At 35.5% G+C, this 19,982-nt stretch carries 17 protein-coding genes; 7 read left to right on the top strand and 10 right to left on the bottom strand.

Annotated features, from left to right (window positions below; translation table 11 throughout):
- The first annotated feature begins 25 nt into the window (after positions 1-25).
- Positions 26-3,745, top strand: a complete 3,720-nt coding sequence (locus BOQ64_RS20640) for a metallophosphoesterase (protein ID WP_129058638.1) — start codon at positions 26-28, stop codon at positions 3,743-3,745.
- A gap of 123 nt (positions 3,746-3,868) precedes the next feature.
- Complete coding sequence (locus BOQ64_RS20635; RefSeq protein WP_129058637.1) at positions 3,869-4,327, top strand: hypothetical protein; 459 nt, start codon at positions 3,869-3,871, stop codon at positions 4,325-4,327.
- 69 nt (positions 4,328-4,396) lie between these two features.
- Here BOQ64_RS20635 and BOQ64_RS20630 read toward each other — a convergent pair whose 3' ends face one another.
- From BOQ64_RS20630 to ruvX, 5 genes are all read right to left on the bottom strand, one after another.
- On the bottom strand, positions 4,397-5,275 hold the full coding sequence (locus BOQ64_RS20630; RefSeq protein WP_129058636.1) for a hypothetical protein: 879 nt from the start codon (positions 5,273-5,275) through the stop codon (positions 4,397-4,399).
- 55 nt (positions 5,276-5,330) lie between these two features.
- Entirely contained in the window at positions 5,331-6,098 is a 768-nt protein-coding gene (gene mazG / locus BOQ64_RS20625) for a nucleoside triphosphate pyrophosphohydrolase (RefSeq protein WP_129058635.1), read from the bottom strand.
- Positions 6,099-6,376: 278 nt separating this feature from the next.
- On the bottom strand, positions 6,377-6,934 hold the full coding sequence (locus tag BOQ64_RS20620; RefSeq protein WP_129058634.1) for a DUF5606 domain-containing protein: 558 nt from the start codon (positions 6,932-6,934) through the stop codon (positions 6,377-6,379).
- Positions 6,935-7,010: 76 nt separating this feature from the next.
- Complete coding sequence (gene def / locus BOQ64_RS20615; protein ID WP_066698489.1) at positions 7,011-7,583, bottom strand: peptide deformylase; 573 nt, start codon at positions 7,581-7,583, stop codon at positions 7,011-7,013.
- Positions 7,580-7,996: a Holliday junction resolvase RuvX gene (gene ruvX, locus BOQ64_RS20610; protein ID WP_129058633.1), complete on the bottom strand. Its 417-nt coding sequence runs from the start codon at positions 7,994-7,996 to the stop codon at positions 7,580-7,582. Before ruvX ends, def begins: the two co-directional genes overlap by 4 nt.
- A gap of 114 nt (positions 7,997-8,110) precedes the next feature.
- Here ruvX and BOQ64_RS20605 point away from each other — a divergent pair, with 114 nt between their 5' ends.
- Positions 8,111-8,587, top strand: coding sequence for a SixA phosphatase family protein (locus BOQ64_RS20605; protein WP_129058632.1), 477 nt, complete (start codon positions 8,111-8,113; stop codon positions 8,585-8,587).
- Between the two features lie 327 nt (positions 8,588-8,914).
- A complete protein-coding gene (locus BOQ64_RS20600; RefSeq protein WP_228448502.1) occupies positions 8,915-9,460 on the top strand; it encodes an archaemetzincin in 546 nt (181 codons plus the stop codon).
- A gap of 213 nt (positions 9,461-9,673) precedes the next feature.
- Here the strand turns inward: BOQ64_RS20600 and BOQ64_RS20595 are convergent, their stop codons facing one another.
- The 5 genes from BOQ64_RS20595 to BOQ64_RS20575 form a co-directional block, all read right to left on the bottom strand.
- The gene (locus tag BOQ64_RS20595) at positions 9,674-11,218 is read right to left on the bottom strand and encodes a serine hydrolase (RefSeq protein ID WP_129058630.1); all 1,545 of its coding nucleotides are present in this window, start codon (positions 11,216-11,218) and stop codon (positions 9,674-9,676) included.
- 278 nt (positions 11,219-11,496) lie between these two features.
- Positions 11,497-12,780: a hypothetical protein gene (locus tag BOQ64_RS20590; protein ID WP_129058629.1), complete on the bottom strand. Its 1,284-nt coding sequence runs from the start codon at positions 12,778-12,780 to the stop codon at positions 11,497-11,499.
- A gap of 10 nt (positions 12,781-12,790) precedes the next feature.
- On the bottom strand, positions 12,791-15,157 hold the full coding sequence (locus BOQ64_RS20585; protein ID WP_129058628.1) for a TonB-dependent receptor: 2,367 nt from the start codon (positions 15,155-15,157) through the stop codon (positions 12,791-12,793).
- Between the two features lies 1 nt (position 15,158).
- A complete protein-coding gene (locus tag BOQ64_RS20580; protein WP_129058627.1) occupies positions 15,159-16,448 on the bottom strand; it encodes a lysine N(6)-hydroxylase/L-ornithine N(5)-oxygenase family protein in 1,290 nt (429 codons plus the stop codon).
- 26 nt (positions 16,449-16,474) lie between these two features.
- Positions 16,475-18,079 carry a GNAT family N-acetyltransferase gene (locus tag BOQ64_RS20575; RefSeq protein WP_129058626.1) on the bottom strand — a complete coding sequence of 535 codons (1,605 nt, stop codon included), beginning with the start codon at positions 18,077-18,079 and terminating at the stop codon, positions 16,475-16,477.
- 391 nt (positions 18,080-18,470) lie between these two features.
- On the opposite strand from BOQ64_RS20575, the gene BOQ64_RS20570 reads away from it, so the two are divergent.
- From BOQ64_RS20570 to BOQ64_RS20560, 3 genes are all read left to right on the top strand, one after another.
- A complete protein-coding gene (locus BOQ64_RS20570) occupies positions 18,471-18,932 on the top strand; it encodes a hypothetical protein (RefSeq protein WP_129058625.1) in 462 nt (153 codons plus the stop codon).
- A gap of 87 nt (positions 18,933-19,019) precedes the next feature.
- Positions 19,020-19,469: a hypothetical protein gene (locus BOQ64_RS20565; protein ID WP_129058624.1), complete on the top strand. Its 450-nt coding sequence runs from the start codon at positions 19,020-19,022 to the stop codon at positions 19,467-19,469.
- A complete protein-coding gene (locus BOQ64_RS20560; protein WP_129058623.1) occupies positions 19,469-19,966 on the top strand; it encodes a metallophosphoesterase family protein in 498 nt (165 codons plus the stop codon). The genes BOQ64_RS20565 and BOQ64_RS20560 overlap by 1 nt, the downstream gene beginning before the upstream one ends.
- The last annotated feature ends 16 nt before the right edge of the window (positions 19,967-19,982 follow it).

The following is a 19,982-nucleotide window of genomic DNA, read 5'->3' as shown; positions in this document are numbered from 1 at the left end:
CCTGAATTTTTGTTAATGTAAATTTATGAATTTATCCTTTAAAACTCATCTAAAAAATACTTCTATTGTTCTGAGAACAGTAATGTCCGCCGGAGTACTATATTCCTGCGCTACATATAACGTGCAAAAAGGCAAAAACTTATTTGAAGTAAAAGATTCCGAGATAAAATCTGAAAATGATTTTAAACTTTTCCTGATTGGAGATGCCGGAAATGCAGATGAACCCCAGGCACAGAAAACATTAAATTTACTGAAAGGCAAGCTGGATTCTGCAGACAGCAACTCTATGCTGATCTTCCTTGGAGATAATATTTATCCCAACGGAATGCCTAAAGAAACAGATAAAGGTTATGCTTTAGCCAAACAAAAACTGGAAGATCAACTGGCTATTACTAAAAATTTTAAAGGAAAAACCCTTGTAATCCCTGGAAATCATGATTGGTACAGCGGTTTGAGCGGATTAAATGCTCAGGAATCATTGGTCAAAAAATATTTTGATGATAAAAAGGCTTTCCTACCGAAAAATGGTTGTCCTATTGATGATATCAGTATCACCAAAGATATTAAGCTGATCGCTATTGATACGGAATGGGCCATTACCAACTGGGACAACTATCCCGGAATCAATAAAAACTGTAACATTAAAACTAGAGAAGATTTTTACACAGAGTTTAAAGATCTTATCATTAAAAATCAGGGTAAAAAAATTATTGTTGCGCTCCATCATCCAATCATCAGTAGTGGAACACATGCAGGATTTCATTCAGCGAAATCACATCTTTATCCTCTGAAAAGTAAAGTACCGGTACCTGGAGTAGCCAGTCTTATCAACATTCTCAGAAGTTCTTCAGGAATCAGTCCGGCAGATATAAATAATCAGCATTATGCAGAGCTTGCCAACAGACTGAAAAGTATTGTACAGGATAATGATAATGTTATTTTCGTTTCCGGACATGACCATAATTTACAGTATCATGAAGAAGGAAATATGCGCCAGATCATCAGTGGTGCAGGTTCTAAAACAGATCCTTCTACCATTGCTGAAAAAACAGACTTTTCCTATGGCGGAAATGGTTTTGCAGTCCTTAATATCAGAAAAGACCAGAGCACAGATGTGGAGTTCTTTTCCACCAAAGATGCAAAGCTTCAGAAATTATCACAAATCTCTGTGATCTCTAAGCCGGATGAATTTGTGAATAACTTCCCGAATACATTCCCGGCTACAGTCTCTTCCAGCATCTACCCGGTTCAGCTTACCCAAAAAGGTGGTGTTTACCGGTGGCTGTGGGGAGAACACTACAGAAGATATTATGGAATTCCTATTGAAGCGCCTACCGCCAATCTTTCAGAGCTGGATGGTGGATATATCCCGTTCAGAGAAGGAGGTGGAAACCAGTCTAACAGTTTAAGATTAAAAGCTAATGACGGACAGGAATTTGTGATGCGTGGAGTGAAAAAAAGTGCCGTACGATTCCTAAATAATATGGCTTTCACCAAAAGCACTCTGGCAGAAGAATTAAACAATACCTTCCCAGAGAAATTCCTGCTGGATTTTTATACAACCAACCATCCGTTTACACCGTTTACCATTGGAAATATGTCAGCAAAACTGAATATCTTCCACAGTAATCCGAAGTTGTATTATATTCCTAAACAGCAGGCTTTAGGCAAGTATAATCAAAACTATGGTGATGAAATGTATATGATTGAAGAACGTTATTCTTCAGATCCAAAAACATTGGCTTACCTGGATAATGCAAAAGATATTCTTTCTACTGACGATGTTCTGAAAAATCTGACCAAAAACTACAAATATTCCGTAGACCGGGAATCTTACATCAGAGCAAGATTATTTGATATGCTGATTGGTGACTGGGACAGACATTCGGATCAGTGGAAATGGGCAGAATATGAAAAGGACGGTAAAATCATCTATAAACCAATTCCTAAAGACAGAGATCAGGCATTCAGTAAATATGACGGGGCTGCATTCAGACTTATTATGAATGTTCCGGCCATCCGACACATGAAAACCTTTACCGAAGATATCAGCAGTGTAAAATGGCTGGCTATGGAACCTTATCCCATGGATCTTGTCTTTTTAAAAGCTTCTACCTCGGAAGAATGGGAAGCACAGGCAAAATATATTCAGGAACATTTAACTGATGCAGATATTGATGATGCATTCCATAATTTACCTAAAGAAGTTCAGGATAGCACGGTAGCAGATATTCAGAGAAAACTAAAAATAAGAAAGACAAAACTGCAGAAATACGCATCCGATTATTATAATGATCTGCAGGAAAAAGTTCCTTTGGCAGGAACGGTGGAGCCTGATAAGTTTGTGATTACCAAAAACGGACATTCCGTTCTTGTACAACAATATAAATTAGGTAAAAACAAAGATAAAAACGAACTGGTTTTTGAAAAGACCTATCATGATTCAAAAACAAAAGAGCTTTGGATTTACGGACTTGAAGATGATGATGTTTATGAAGTGGTGGGAACCGGGCGTCCTAAAATGAATATCAGATTGATTGGTGGCTATAACCATGATGTTTATAAAGTAGCAGACGGAAGAAAAGTAAAAATCTACGACTTTGCTTCTCAGAAAAACACCTACTACAACGCAGGAAATGCAACCAAAAATATTGCAGATGATTATGAAATAAACACCTACAATTACAAGCATCCGAAGTATAATGCATTCGCAGGATATCCTAATTTGGATTATAACCCGGATGACGGGGTTATTGTAGGAGTTTTAGCTAATTATACGGTAAATAACTTCATCCGTGATCCTTTTACTCAAAGACATAGCTTAAAAGCTAATTTTTATACTGCTACTGCAGGATTCAGCCTTATTTATAAAGGGATTTTCAAGAAAGCGATCTCAGGGTGGGATTTTAATATTGATGCAGCTTATACCACTCCAAGATTTTCTCAGAACTTCTTTGGACTTTCAAATGACAGCCCATACGACAAAGAAAATACGGAAAGAGAATACAACAGAGCTAGAATTTCTAAGTTTAATGTTGCTCCTTCCATTTCCAAGAAAGGCTGGATGAATTTCAATCATCAGATCCAGCTTAATTTTGAAGATAATAAAGTACAGAGAAAAGACGGCCGTTTCATCAACACTTCTCCAGATGTAAGACCGGAAGTTTTTGACAGCCAACAGTTCTTAGGAGCGAATTATACATTCAGCTATAAAAATGCAGATAATCCTGCTTTTCCTACCTTAGGAATGGAACTGATGCTGAACGCCGACTGGAAAGCTACGTTCTCCAATTTCAACAAAAACTTCCTTACAGTAAAAGGAAGATTTGCGATTGATCACAGAATTGATAAAAAAGGAGTTTTTGTATTTGCCAATGCCAGCAATGCGATGTGGATCAACAATGATAATTTTGAATTTTATCAAGCTGCAACTATCGGTGGAAATAATGGAATGAGAGCCTTCAGAAATGAAAGATTCTCAGGAAGATCTTATTTCACTAATAATTCTGAGATCCGTTGGGATTTTGGAAGAATCAGAAACAATATTATTCCTGCCAATCTGGGAATCCTTGTAGGTTATGATATTGGCCGTGTGTGGAACGATGGTGAATACTCCAGAAAATGGCATCAGTCTGTAGGTGCCGGAATTTGGCTAAGCGTTGTGGAAATGATGTCAGCCAGACTGAATTATTTCTATGGTGCAGACGGTGGACGTATCTCAGCCGGAGTAGGTATGAAATTTTAAATAAAAATATTGATCAATAAAAAGCTCGGGATTTCCTGAGCTTTTATTTTTTAACAGACATAATAGTTTTACATTCACTACGTTTTTATATTTTAGCTAATAAAGAATCATAAAAAGCACACAATGAAAGCACTCATCACTTCACTTAATATCATTTTGGTTTTATCAAGTATTCATTGCCAAAACCAAAGCAAAAATGGAAACATCGAAAAAAACTCAACCGTAAATACTCAACAGACAAAAATTGAAAAAATAGAATTGACGGAGCAAACCAGGGGTTTTCATACTATAATTACCCTCACTCCTAAGTCTAAATTCTCTTCTTTTAATGGTGAGGAAAAGCAGACGCCTATGTCTTCTTCTGATTGGGAGCGTATCTCAAAGCAGGCTGCAGCTATTGATTTATCTAAAATTTCAACCCTTGAAGCTCCTACTACAGGACGAAATTCTGATCAGGCTATGATTTCCAATCTTATCATCACAAGTAATGGTACTACTTACACTTCTGCAAGTTTTGATTCCGGTAACCCGCCCAAAGAATTAAAATCGCTGTATGATGAATTTCAAAGAAAGCAACAATAAGGATTAAACTAAATATAAAAATCCCGTGGAGTGTTCCATGATTTTTAGTTTATATTCTATTTTGAAAATTTATGGCTTAAGAGAAAACTGATATACATTTCCCCCTTCGTCTTTTCCTTTTTCATCTGCAATCACTAAAGTCTGGTCATTAAGGAAAACAATGGCTTCTTTCTGAGAGTTATGGTTTAAAGGAATTTTATTAATCCTGGCTGCACTGAAATCATCAGCAGTAAATCCGGTAAGAACATGTACGTTTTTATGAGTCAGTAGTACAATCTTATCTTTTGTGCTGTTGATGGTTGCCGAAGTAATCGCTGCATCATTATATCCACCTTGCAGTTTTAGTTTACCAATCAATTTAGCTTCAAAGTCTCCTTCCTTATTAGGAACTTTAAAGACAAGGAAAGTACCATCAAATCCTTTGCTTCTGTTCTTTGTGAAAAGATAGAAGTTACCATCCATTTCTACAAATCCTTCACAATCATATAAAAGATTAGATTTTTTTGGTGGAAATTCCGTCTGCCCTTCATAATGAAACTTAGTAGTCTGAACTACTTTTGTAGTGGTTTGGGTGATATCTTTCAGATCGGTTTTTAAAATAGCCAGATCCTGTCGGTTATTATCATTATTCCCGAAATCTCCGATATAAATATTTCCCTGAGCATCAGATATAATGTCTTCCCAGTCTGTATTTTCAGCATTTTCAACCGGAACTTTAGCCATCATCTGCCCACTCGTATTAAGGCCATACACTGCATTTTTATTCCCTCTGTCTTCTATGACCCAGATTGTCTTTTTATCTTTTGACAGTGTAATCCCGGAAACCTCCTTTAGTTTTTTAGGTAAAGAAAACTGTGGTTTCAGATCATCACCCTGAACAGGTGAATTCTGAGCTTTTGGATTACAACTTAATAAAAGCATAGCAGGAATTATAAGAAAGCGTAGCATATTTTTTATTTTTTTTAACTGAATATTAGTAGCATTAATTGTTCCAATCCAGATGTTATGATAATTGTTTGGCCTTTTCCCAAAGAACATCCATTTCTTCAAGAGACATATCGGCAAGCTTTAAGTCCTGATCTTCTGCAAGGCCTTCCATCTTCTGAAATCTTGAAATAAATTTCAGATTGGTTCTCTCCAGTGCAGAATCCGGATTGATTCCTGAAATTCTTGCATAATTAATCAGTGAGAAGAATACATCTCCCAATTCCTGTTCCTTTTTATCCAAATCAGTCTCTGCATGAAACTCCTGAATTTCTTCATCCACCTTTTTCCAGGCATCTTCTGCATCATGAAACTCAAAACCGATCCCTTTTACCTTATCCTGAATTCTATAAGCTTTTACTAAGCTTGGAAGGCTTTTGGGAACTCCACCCAAGATAGATTTGTTTCCTTCTTTCAGTTTTAATTTTTCCCAGTTCTGTTTTACCTCTTCCTCATCTTTCACTTCAGTATCTCCGTAGATATGAGGGTGACGGAAAATCAGTTTTTCATTTAGAGAGTTGATGACATCTGCAATATCAAAACTTCCTTTTTCAGAACCTATTTTAGAATAAAAAACCAGATGAAGCAGTACATCTCCCAGCTCTTTTTTAATCTCCTGCAAATCTTCCTGCAAAATGGCATCGGAAAGTTCATACGTTTCTTCCAGGGTAAGATGGCGAAGAGACTGTAAGGTCTGCTTCTGATCCCATGGGCATTTCTCACGCAAATCATCCATTATATCCAGTAATCTTCCGAAAGCCTCTAATTTTTCCTGTTTTGTATTCATAAGTAATTGGAAATTCAATATTATACAAATGTAAGGGTTATTCGGACACGATGACAAACGTTGGGGCTGAAAGTTATGAGATACGAGGTGCGGGATTCGGGGTACGGGGTGTGGAATAACGTGATAGGCTGAATGTTTAAACCTAACAGGTTTTAGCTATATCCATTTTCTAGATTCTTCGTGTCACTCAGCATGACAGCAACAATATTTTTCAATTCATACAAACAAAAAACCTCATCATTTCTGACGAGGTTTTATATGGTAAATTCAAAAATGAATTATCCTTGCTTTCTGTGCGTACTTTTAGGAGCTGATTTTGCTGCTGAAGTCGCTTTTACTTTTGGAGCTGCCGGCTTTTCTGCTTTTGGAGCTGCTTTTTTAGCATCAACATCTAAGCTTACTTCTCCTGCAGGTTCTCCCTCTAAAGTTTCAGGTTCTGCTTTTACGAAGCTTTCAGGAGTGATGTATCCTGCTTTCTGAAGAGTGTTGTACCACTGAGCCAATTTCTTGATATCAGAAGAATATACTCTCTCAGTATCGTAGTTAGGAAGAGAAGCTAACATAAAGTCTTTTAACTCTGCATCTGAAGATTTGTGAGAGATCGTTTCTTTGTAATCGTTGTTTTTTGCAATATTTTCAAAAACTTCGAACAATGGAACTTCTTTTTCAAATGTAAACATTGCGATATTATCTAATAAGCTTACCTGGCTTGAGTTTCCAATGCTTACTTTCTTCTTGTTGGTAACATCTTCAATGATGAATCCGTTTCTTAATTGAGAAACTAGTTTGTAAAGTCCTGGTTTTCCAGAAATTGAAATTATTTTTTCTAACAGCATAATTTTATTTTTTGTAAATTCTGCAATCAGCGTTAAGCTTTTTGCTTTTTATTATTTCTTTTAATCCTTGTTTAAATTATTTAGGAAATCTCATTTTGTAACCGATGCTTACGTCCCCCTGAGAGATTTTTGACAGTTTTCCTTTTACCAGCTTCTTCTTCAAAGCGCTTAGGTGATCGGTAAACAGAATCCCTTCAATGTGGTCATATTCATGCTGAATTACGCGGGCTCTAATATCGGAAAAAGTTTCTGTATGTTTCACAAAATTTTCGTCATAATATTCAATAACGATTGTGCCCTTTCTTTTCACGTCTTCTCTTACATCCGGAATAGAAAGACAACCTTCATTGAACTTCCATTCTTCCCCTGATTCTTCAAGGATTCTAGCATTGATGAACACTTTTTTGAATTCTGCCAACTCATCCTTAATATCCTCATAATCCTCATCTTCCGCAAGAGGAGTTACATCTATTACAAACAGACGGATATCCAAACCGATCTGAGGCGCTGCAAGACCAATTCCGTTTGCGCTGTACATCGTTTCGAACATATTATCTATCAGTTCCTGTAATCCGGGGTAATCTTTTTCTATATCTTTTCCTACTTTTCTCAAAACAGGATCCCCAAAAGCTCTTATCGGTAATATCATCTTAATCTTTGTTCTAAAAAATTCTGCAATATGATGGTTGCACTTACTTTATCTATTAATCCTTTTTCTTGTCTTTTCTTCTTGTTTTTTCCGCTTTGGGAAATAAAGAATGAAGCCATTTTGGAAGTAAACCTTTCATCAAAACGATGGACTGCAATATCCGAAAATTCTTTTTTAAATTCTTCAATGAACTTTAAAATATCGGTTTCCACCTCAGAAATATTTCCTTTCAAATCTATGGGAAGTCCAATTACTACTTCATCCACCTTATTTTCATTGAAATATTTTTTCAAAAATTCCATTAAAACACGGTTCTCCACAGTATCCAGCCCACTGGCTATAATCTGCATATCGTCCGTTACAGCGATGCCACAACGGGCTTTTCCGTAGTCTATTGCAAGGATTTGTCCCATAAGTCTGCAAATTTAGTAAAATTTACTGATTTTATTCATTACGCAGTTTTTTTCTATAAATCATGTTTTATTCCATATTTTTTTATAATTTTAATCTTCCAAAAAACAGACTATATGAAGAGACTCATCCTCGTAAGACATGCGAAAAGCGACTGGCCGGAAGAAACGGATGATTTTGACAGACCTTTGGCAGACAAAGGTTTGGAAGATGCTATGAACATGTCCAGATTCCTTAAAAACAATAATATTTCTATTGATTATTTTGTATCAAGCCCTGCAGTGCGTGCTTTAAATACGTGTAAAATTTTTAATCAGGCTTATCAGCTGGATTGCACTACAAATGAAAAATTATACAATCCTTCGGAAAGAAATTTTGAATCTGTAATTTATGATCTGGATGACAACCTGAGTACGGTTGCCCTTTTCTCCCATAACAATGGAATCTCCAATTTTGCCAATTCCATTTCGGAAGATATTTTCCATTTTCCAACCTGTGGAGTAGCCGGTTTTGAAGTAGACTGTGATTCCTGGTCCGAATTTGACGGTGCCAGAAAGAAACTTCTGTTCTTTTATGAGCCAGGGAAAATATAGCCTTCTCCAGACTTTTCTTTATGCCATCGTCTTTCTCTTCTTTTTTCATGTCAGAAAAAAGAGAAAACTTATTTTGAAACAATAGCTATCAACGATATAAAATTATCTGCCACTCCAAAACCCGGAAGCTGGAGGTATCATCATGATGAAAAATTTCAACAGTTTGAAGATTTTCAAAAATCAAAAAAGATAAAACCACAGCCTGGTAAAAACACTATTTATCTGCAGCCTATTGGAGATTTCAATGCCCTTCAGCAAAAGGAAATTGAGTTTACAAAAGACTATTTAAAAATATATTTTCAGCTGGAAACGAAAATATTACCTACTTTGCCCAACAGTATTTTCCCTAAAAAAGTAAAAAGAATTTTCAAAGATGGGCAGGAACAGCTATGGGCAGGTTATGTATTGGATAGTTTTTTAATCAAAAGAAAACCAAAAGATGCCGTAGTGCTCATGGGAATTACAGAAAGAGACCTTTACCCAATACCTGAATGGAACTATGTTTTTGGATTGGCATCCTATGAAAACGGCGTTGGAGTAACTTCAATGTACAGATTTGCAAATGGACATTTAACAGATTCTAATTTTAATGAAAGTACCTTAAGACTGATGAAGATCAGCTCTCATGAAATCGGGCATATGTTTGGAATCACTCATTGTCTTAATGCCAATTGTGTAATGAACGGAACCAATACTCTTTCTGAAACTGATTTTCATTATGCAAGAGCCTGCTCACTCTGCCAGAGAAAACTCAACTCCAGTATTCCTTATAACAACAAAAAGAGGTTACTTGAATTAAAAGGGTTCTTTGAAAAGCATCATCTCAATTCAGAGCTTGTCCGTACAGAACAGGACCTCAACCTGCTCCAATAAACTTATTTTATTTTACAAACCTCATATTCCCTTCCCTTAGAGGGGTGGCAAAAATATTTTTTTGACGGGGTGGTTAATAGCTCACGCAGATCTTATTCGTTTAAGAATCATGAGTATTTTGAAAATCTGCATTATCTCCTAAATCTGCGAGAATAAAATAAAAAAGAACGGATCCAAGTCCGTTCTTTCTATATGTTATTACTAATTTGTTTCTTATTTTCTCTTCAGATCCAGGTCATCAAAATCGAAGCTGAAATCCGTAACATCTGAAATGGCTTTTAATTTTGCAGACTGCGCTTTTCCTGTTTCATCATAATCAAAAATAATATAGGCATCCGCATCATAGCTTCTGTCATCCCATTTAATGATGAATGAATTATTGGAATATGGCAGCAATTCGCCTTTTAATCTTGGTGAATTTTTACATGAAACCCTGTAAGTATTTCCTTGCTGAGCAATATCTACATCACCAAACCAAACATCATTATATGTTCCTGTAAACTGTTCTGCTTTTGGCTGCAGTGCTTTTTCTTTTTTGAAGGCATCAGACTTTGCGAAAGCTTCTTTCTTTTGTTTATCGAAGTTGGCATTCACTTTTGTCATTCTGTCTCCATACGTTTTCAGCCAGTTTCTGTCTGCTACTCCAAGATAAGAATCCTTAACCGTATTCGTAATAGTATTGAAGGCTGCTCCAGACTGTTGATTTGTTAATACCACAATTCCTAATTTCAGATCGGGGATTAATGTAAACTGGGTTACAGTACCAATCAATCCGCCTGTATGTTGTACTTGTTTGTGTCCTTTCACATCGCTTAAGAACCAACCTAGACCATATCCGTAGAAACTTGTGTCGTAAGGGTTTTTAGCAGCTACTTTATCCGAAATCTGTAGGCTCCAAAGCTGTTGTACATTTTTATCTGAAACTAATTTTTTACCATCTTTAGTGGTAAAATTGTTCAATAAACATTCTGCCCATGTCGTCATGTCTTTAATATTACTCATGATTCCCCCGGCTGCATTTCCGGTTTCGTTCCAATCATGTGGAACGGCAATTGCTTTTCCATCTACAGGAGCGTGAGCATCAATTTTATTGGTTGTAGCCTTAGCTCTGTTATAACTTCCAAAACTTGAAGTCATCCCTACCGGTTTCATAATTCTCTGTTCGATAAATTCTGCCCAACTTAGTCCGGAAATTCTGTGAATAACTTCCCCAGCAACGATGAACATGATATTGTTGTAATCTAAAGTGGTTCTGAAAGGATTTTCAGGTTTCAGATATCTTACGTTGTGAACAATATCATTAACTGTTAAATTACCGCCTTCCGGGAAAAACATCAGGTCTCCCTGCCCCAAACCTAATCCGGCTCTGTGGGTAATCAAATCCTTGATGGTTACGTTTTGAGAAACATAAGGATCATACATCTGGAATTCCGGGATGTACTTTGAAACTTTATCATCCCAGTTCAGTTTTCCTTCATCTGCAAGAATGGCTAATGCCACACAGGTGAATCCTTTGGAGTTGGAAGCAATTCCTACCAGAGTATTATCATCCATTGGTTGTTTGGAAGTAAGAGAACGCACTCCAAATCCTTTAGAATAGGTCACTTTTCCATCTTTTACAATTCCTACGGACATTCCGGGAACGTCAAAGGTTTTCAGGGTATTTTGGATCAGATCATCCAGTTTCTTCTCTTCAACCTGTGCATTGGCCAACCCAACGGTTAAAAGAAAAACAAAAAGAGAAAACTTCTGCTTCATTATTTTATTAATTTTCCCAAATTTAGTAAATAACATGTGTTTAGAGGAGAAAAATTATGATTTATATGGCTGGAAGCTGGAAGAGAGAGGCTAAAAGTACTATTAGGCTTATAATAAAGGGAAGTTACTTTAAACTTAATCTGTTTTTTAGACTAAAGTGTAATCATTTTGTTTACGATAACTTCCAGCTTCCTGACTTCAATCCACAAAAAAACCGGAAGAAAATTCTCCCGGCTGTCATTAAATCAAATGATCTTATTGTACTAACAAAAAAGAAATTATTTTTTGGAGATGATATTCACACCCATTAATCTTCCGCTTCCTTTAAGCTTAAACTCAACTTTTGTGTTTTTAGAAACCGGATCATAAGAACTTAACCCTGAAAAGTTATCCGCCTTATTATTAGACATAAAATAGATTCTGTTTTTATATAAGAATGGGTTCTGATAGTTATAGAAGTTATCCACAGGAATATCCAGTTTTACAGCTTTCTTGGTCTGAACATCAATTTCGTTCCAGAACCAGATGTCATTTCTATAACCTACTCCATGTCCACCACTGTAATAAGATGCACCTGTTGAAGGAATTGTAGTATAGATTTTATTATTATGAGCAAATATTCTGTTAAACTCAGCTGGTTGAACATAATTTTTCATATCAATTTCAAAGGTAGAATCAAAGGTAGTCTGCCCATTCTTTATTCTAAGAATCTTAGATGAATAAGCTGCTTCCTGCGCTTTCATATCAGATGTTGCTACCATATAAATATCTTTAGTTACCTCATCAATACTCCATAAAACATGATCAGTGAAAAGCCCAAGGTTTGTAGCATTAGGATATTTTGTAACATTTTCCACTTTTTTCGTAGTCAGGTTATATACAGCAACCGCCACTTCTTTTACTACAGGTTTTATCTGCCAGTTCGTTCCTTTTTTACCAATTTGTAAGTCAAGATATAATTTATCATCTCTCTTGATTAAAATTAACTGTCCAGCAGCCTGATAAGCTGTTTCTCCCGGTTCAAGTACAGCAGGATCAATAGTCTGAGCTAATGAAGAAAGATCAATTTCTCCTGTACGCTGCATGGTTCCCGGATTAAAGGTCTGAAGTTTAAGCATTCCTCTTGAACCATCCCAATAATATCCTTCAGTATCACTTACCACAAGATAATTAGGTTCAAAACCATTATTTTGAGTAGCAATGAAACCTTTTGAAGATATATTTCCAGCATTATCTGCTGTAAGTTTAGAGAAACCTTCTTCTGAAGAGGCTGCACCACCCAATCTGTATATATTTTCACCAAAAGCTTTTCCACCTGCAGAATAAGCAATCTGATAGAAAGGTTTTTTATCAGCTAATGAAAGTTCTCCCTGAGGAAGTTCTGAGAATGAGTAAATATTTCCACCCCATCCTGCTGTACTGTTATAGATAATCCAGCTGTCTTTAGTTTGTGTAGTGGGTTGAGTCTTTTGCTGTTCCATGTTGTCATCGCTGCTGCAATGAGTAAAAAGCAAAAGGCTTAATGCAGATAAAATGATTGAAATCGGTTTTGATTTTCTCATGATTATAATATTAAAAAATTGTATACGTTAATTTCAAATGATAAGATCTTGTTGGCTTCTGTGCGTTATAATTATCGTAAAGCCTCTCATTCGTAAGATTATTTACGCTAAAATTAATAGCCAGTTTAGGATCTGCCAGGAAATAGGTTATTCCCACGCCTACATCCACCATTCCCAGTCTTCCGTCATTCGGGATCAGAAGATCACTGGAAGCAATAGTGGCTTTGGAAAATAATCCAGGTTCAAGATTTTTGGGTACAGGATACAGTAAGAAACGGTGTACATAATTAATGTTATAGTACAGCTCTACTTTATCCTTCATTTTCAGAATATCTGAAAAATTCAGTCTCAGATAATGGTTTCCGAATAAATAAGGGATATTCGGTTGTCTGGCATCTTCCCAGATGGTTTCAGAACCTGATAAGTTTTTAAGCCTTATATCCTGATAGGTAAAATTGAATCCTGTCTGAAGATTTTTTATAGGCTGGTAGTTGATCTCATATTCCAGTCCGAAAATTTGGTTGTCATAATAGTTCTGATACCTTCCGTAAGGATTATCCGGTATCATGAATATGGTGTTTTTGACGTTTCTGTAGAAAAGATTTAAACTTGTATTCAGTTTATAATTTGATGAAGTATAATCCAGAACAACATTGACGTTATCACTTTTTTCAGGTTCAAGATCCAGATTTTCTTTGATTAAGATTCCATCTCCGAAAATTTCAGTTTCATCGGGAAGACGTACTGCTTTTTCATAGGATAATTTTAGGATAAAGTTTTTAGGTTTATAACTTATTCCTGCCATATATCCGGTTGCATTCTTATTTCTGTCGGACCCCCATGTGAAATTGTATTTATCCGTAGTATATCCTTTAGAGCTGAAGAAATAATTCTTTACACCAAGTACTGTTTCCACCTTACGGTCAAGCCAATGAGAAACCAGTCCCAAAGCCGCAATATTTTTATTGTAAATGGCCGGAACTTTAAGAACATCTTCTCCATTTATATTGATTGCTCCATAGGGATCACTTCCTTTTCTTCGTTGATAGAAATACATATTTCCAAATTCCAGGCTGTGATTATTATTAATCCGGAATGCAGCATTCAGCCTTGTATGGAACATGTTGTAGTTCATCTTCATATCATTCCCTTTATTGATCTCACCAGCACTGTTTTCATTACTGAAAGTATATTCTCCCAGCCAATTGTATCTGCGCTTGCTGATGTCTACAAAAGAATTGTTATATCTGGCAAAAGCAGTCATCAAATCCAGCTTAAGACGATTATCAAAAAACATCTTTTTATACTGAAGATAACCTGTCACATTGTTTTCCTTGGCAAAAGCCTCTCCGTAAGGTTTTCTCATTTCAAGATCATTTTGAATCTCCTTATAGAAATGAGAGTAGATAAATCCAACTCTAAAATCATTGGCCCAGCTTTTATTCCTTACACCGGTGTAGACTTCCATATAAGAAGCTTCCGTATCGTCGTGAAATCTTTTCGCTTCCACTTTTTTAAGATTGGCCGTTTCCGGATCTATAACATCTCCCAGAATTTTATAATTGTTTTTGGAAAATACGTAGCTCGCCTGGGTTCCTATATAAAATAAGCTGTCTTTTTTCCCTGTAAATACTGCATTAAGATGAGATTTATAAGTACTGAATGATGCAATCTCATTGGAGATTTCAAGGTTGTCTTTCTGTATGGGTTTTGAGATAAAGTTAATTCCGCCTCCTAAAGCATCTGATGCCAGAGAAATAGGCATTACCCCTTTGTACACATCTACCCTGTCCAGCATATTGGGAGATAAAACATTCGGGTTAAAGCTATGTCCGTAAAATTCAATAGGGACTCCATCCCTGAAAATTCTGACTGCTTTTCCCTGTAGCCCCCCAAGATTAACCTGAAATCCTGAACCAACACCTCCTTCTGTACGAAGCTTGACTCCAGTTGCCATATTCAGTATCTCTCCTATATTGTTGGCCTGGCTTTTTACCGCCTGCATATCAACAATTTTAACACTTAACGGAGTTTCTTTAAGCTTCTCGAGCTTCTTTTTACCTCTGATATAAACCTCATCAATACGGTTTGCATCTGAAATTGCGATTTCATACTTCTGACTCATCTGACAGTTGATATCTAATGTATCATTATAAATAACTTTATTATGATACATTACAGAAACCTTCACTAGACCATCCGATACCTCAGCAAAATCAACAGTTCCCTGTTTTGAAACCTTCTTCTTTTCGCCATTAATCACCACATACACATCATCATGATTATAATTTTTAATGTTCTTAACCATTAAAGTAATCGGACAGGCTGCCAATGCTAAAGAAGAAAGTAAAGAGGTCAGGAAAAATATACGCTTCATATTATATAGTTTCTAATGCTCCGAAATGCTGAAATGCAATATTTTTTTCCAATGGATAATATTCGTGACCTAGTATTTTGTTGATAATAGTGGCATTTCTATAAGGCCCCATTCCTAAATCTGAAGTGATAATTCCCTGTGAATCTACACAACCGTTCTGCATGAATATTTCATTGTCATTAACGTCAACCGTATAGTCTTCTGAAGACAATAGGGTTCCATCATTTTCACTTTTGTTCAGACGGTCTTCAATAGGCTGTAAGAAATGAGGAACTTCATAACGGTAACCTGTTGCCAGAATAAGATAATCCGTATCTACTGAAAAAGCTTTCTCTTCTTCAAGATGTCTCATCTTCAGGGTATAATTTTCATCATACTCCATATCTTCAAGGAGGCTATTGGTAAGGATTTTTACAGGAAGTGGCTGCTCTTCTTTCATCTGCTGATGATACAGCTCATCATAAATTGTACTTATCAATTCATCATTAATTCCTTTATAAAGAATATCCTGTTTGTTAATAACTTCTCGTCTTTTTGCTAACGGAAGCCTGTTGAAATAAGAAATATAATCCATGGAAGTAAATTCATAAGTGAATTTTGAATTTTCCATTGGGAAGAATCGGTCTGCTGCTGTTACCCAGTTCAGTTTTAAATCCAGATCCGGTCTTGATGCAAGAAGATCAAAAAATACTTCACCTCCACTTTGTCCGGAACCCAAAACAGTAATACTACTGCCTTTTTTGATATATTGTTTTCTGTGTAAATATTCAGAAGAATGGAAAATATGTTCTTTCGAGAAACGTTCCGTTATTTTAGGAACATTAGGAATTGAACCAACTCCTAAGACAATTTTATCCGTGAGATACACTTTCTTTTCACAATTAATAAGATCAATCACTGAAACTTCATAGCATTCATGAATTTCGTTATAATCTATTTCTGTAACCGTATGACTGAAATTAAGGCTTTCAATCTGTGAGGCTACCCATTTACAGTACAGGTTATATTCCATTCTGGTTACATAGAAGCTTTCCTTAAAGCAGAAACGGAAAATTTTACCTTTCTCTCTCAAATAATTGATATACGTAAAAGGACTTGTCGGATTTACAATCGTTACCAGATCTGCCAGGAAAGGAACCTGAAGTGTTGTCCTGTCTATCATTAAACCACTGTGCCATTCAAACCTTGGTGCTTTATCAAAAAATATGGTTTTCAGATTATGTTCTTCAAGCAGAGCGGCAAGACTTAGATTGAAGGGTCCTATTCCTATACCAATGATATCATATTTCATAAATTATCTTTTTCAGTGTTCAAGTATTAAGTTGTAATGTTTATTTTCAGAACCGAGTTTTTGAAAATATCTTCCGTTGTTTCGTAGAACTTCTCGCGCTCAAGGAATGTCAGATTGGATGTTTTGTAAGGAAGGGCCAGTGATCTGTTGAATTCACACCCTACTTTCGTAATCAGGTTATGCGTTCCTTTATGGGATGCAGAAGCCTCACCTATCATTCTTGTAAGTTGTGGGAAAGAGAAGAAGTACTCCATACACATAGCCAATGCATTCATTGAAAAGTTTGGAATTTTTTCTTTTGCAGGAGCAATAAGCATGTGAAAGCCATAATCTCCAGGATTGAAACGGTAATATTTACCTACTTCATCTTTTACAGCCCAATACAGTTCCAGAGTAAAAATAGGATTGCCGTTCAGAAGTCCTATGTAAGGGTGGGAATAATCTACCCCCATGTGTTTGATATAGGCTTCTTCAAATTCCTGTTTATCCACATCCATTTCCCAATACTTTTTAGCATACTCCATATTGGACCATTCATGAAGGAATTCCATATCCGTTTCCGGATTAAAAGCTCTCAGGGTAATTTCTAAAGTTCCGTTATTGAAATATCTTTTATGCAGTATTTCCCCGTAATCAGGCTTTATCAGCTTTTTGGAATAATGCTTAGGATTAATCAGGAAATTATGCTGTCTGATATATTCTTTCCAGGTGTCTCCATTCACACTGTGAGCCTGCTTCAGGAAAAGCCTTGCTTCTATGGTTTCATAAATAAAATTCATGGCATCCCCATAAACTTCTCTTAATGAATCAATTTCAGTATCTACAATCTGGTAAAGAATTTCTTCTTCAATTGAGCCCAGATAAGCCAAATGTCTCAGAACCGGATAAAGATTGTAATAAACCACATGAGTTCGTATAAAACTCTCAGCTTTTTCTCTTCTGATAGCAGATCCGTCTGTAATATATTCATCAAAACCAACATTTACCTTTTCTGTACTTTGATTGATAAATGTATGCTCGATGTTGCTGTTATAAATAATTCCTTCTTCAATATACTTTCCTACTGCTGTTTTCAGCAATGAATGGGTATATTCTGAAAACCACTGGATAATAGCTGCTTTCTTATCGTAATTGGACTCCAATGCAACATTCTTCGAAATAAAATCCAGTAGATTTTCATTTTCGTATCCGAAATAATTAAAGATAGCCCCCGCCTTAGCAGCGTCTATGAAAGAATCAATACTTTCTTCCATTTTATACCCTTTGTCAAAATACTCATCAAATTCTTCAGAAAAATATTTGATATAAGCCTCTTCCGGGTTTTCTACTGTCGTATTTCCGCTATAAGCCAGGGAAGTAAGAAATCGATACGCTTCTTCTGCGTCAATCTTCACCACTTCACCCATTTTCTTTTCTCTATACCCTACATCTTTTCCCAGATAATGAACTCCGGTAGTAGAGAAATGCTTTACAGGAACAATTAAATAAGATTCTTTACCTGTAATATTAATTCGGATGAATTTACTTTCAGAACAATTGTTCATGAACGTTGATAACTCTTCATCAAACTTTGGTATAAGGTCAAAATAATACCAGTTTTTGCTTTCCAATAAGTATAAACCGACACTCATTATTATTTTTGTTTAGATTAAATAAAAATTAAGACAAATATATACATATTTTATTACCGACAAATAAATTATTTAAAATACCAAAATGAACAATTTAAAATAATGATTTTCAAGCAATTAAAAACAATAATTCTACTTAATTAATACACTAAAAAGTGAATACATGCCATTTTTCAATCCCCTTTTTTTATCTCAAGAACCATTTTCCAACACTCCAAAAAATCGTTTTTAAGAATTAAATAAAAAATAAGCAATAAAATAGAGAATGTCTCAATTTGAGGTTTTATAAAAATCTTAAGCTGTAATAACTAACTTTATACAGGTAGAAAACTTTCAGTCTTGTATTGAAAAGCTTAATTTTGTTGATACTAAAGTGTAATCATTTTAAAGTATGAAAAAGACAATCCCCTTTCTTCTATTTTTCTTTACTATAGGCTTGATGAAAAGCCAGGACAGAACTTCAGATCCTTTTCTTTTACAGACATGGAAGTTGACTGAGCTGGACAACTATATTTATACTTACGAAAAACAGAATATTTTCAATGCCAAAACTCCTGGTTTAAAGTTCAGTAAAAACGGAAAAATCATTGGAAATCTAAGCAAATCAGCTAATGGTTATGACACCAAAGAAGATTTCCCGGGAAAGGTTTCAAAAATGGAACGGTATATTGGAAACTGGAAAAAGGTCTCAGATACAACCATTGCCATTACATTTACTTCAAATAACAGTATGGATGGAACTTTTGTGATTCCAAGACTTACTGAAAGCGGACTGAAGCTAAGAAAAATATTCAGTGCAGACATAGAAAAGAAACTGGATTCAATACGTAGAACCAAGAGTATTTCTTATTAATAAAAAACGGACATACAGGGATTAAAAAATTCAATTAAAAAAGCATTTATCAAAGCTTCTTTATATTTGCAGTCTAAAATATTAAAAATGGCAGTAAACAGATTATTCGCTTTCTTCTTATTAGTAGTGAGCTGTAATTTATATTTCTCTCAGGATGTAAGCATTAAAGATGACAAGGTTCTTCTGGATGGAAAACAGATTCTAAAAGCAGAAAAGATTAATGTCACACAATATTCATTCTTCTCAATGAAAGATGACGAAGAAATATTGATGTACAGATACATGGATAATGAAACGCCAAGATATGTAAGTGATGATTATTTTGTCCTGAACTTTTTAACAGAAAAGATTAAGGTAGAATCCACTGACTTAGCCAAAATTGCCAATTTTATGAATTCCAAAAAAGGAATGGAAAAACTGGTAAAATGGATGCTTAAAGAAAGAGTAATTAATCAGAATGGTGAGCTGAATTCTGAACGTGTTGCTATATTTAAAGAAAAATACGACGAAAATATTACCCAAAGAACCCTTAGATAATGACAAAAATCCTTCTTCTCTCCGATTCTCATTCTTATATAGATGACAGAATCCTAGAATATGCATCTCAGGCTGATGAAATCTGGCATTGTGGGGATTTTGGAAGCATGGATGTTATTGAGCAGCTCGAAAAAATAAAACCTTTAAAAGGCGTTTACGGAAATATAGATAACCCAAAAATTCAATCAGAATTTCCGGAGGTTAACCGTTTTTTCTGTGAGAAACTGGACGTTTTAATGATCCATATCGGCGGATATCCCGGAAAATATACCCCGCTAACAAAAAAAGAAATTGCTGAGAAAACCCCTAAATTATTTATATCAGGACATTCGCACATATTAAAAGCAATGTATGACCAGAAAAATAACCTTTTACATCTGAATCCGGGTGCCTGTGGAAAGCAAGGCTGGCATAAAGTAAGAACAATGATGCGCTTTGTAGTAGATGGTGAGGAAATAAAGGATCTGGAGGTGATAGAATTAGGGCCGAGGGTTTGAGAATCCCGGAATTTGA

This window comes from Chryseobacterium sp. CH25, from assembly GCF_004119455.1.
Taxonomy (GTDB): Bacteria; Bacteroidota; Bacteroidia; order Flavobacteriales; family Weeksellaceae; genus Chryseobacterium.
This window is presented reverse-complemented; position numbering and strand designations above follow the sequence as displayed.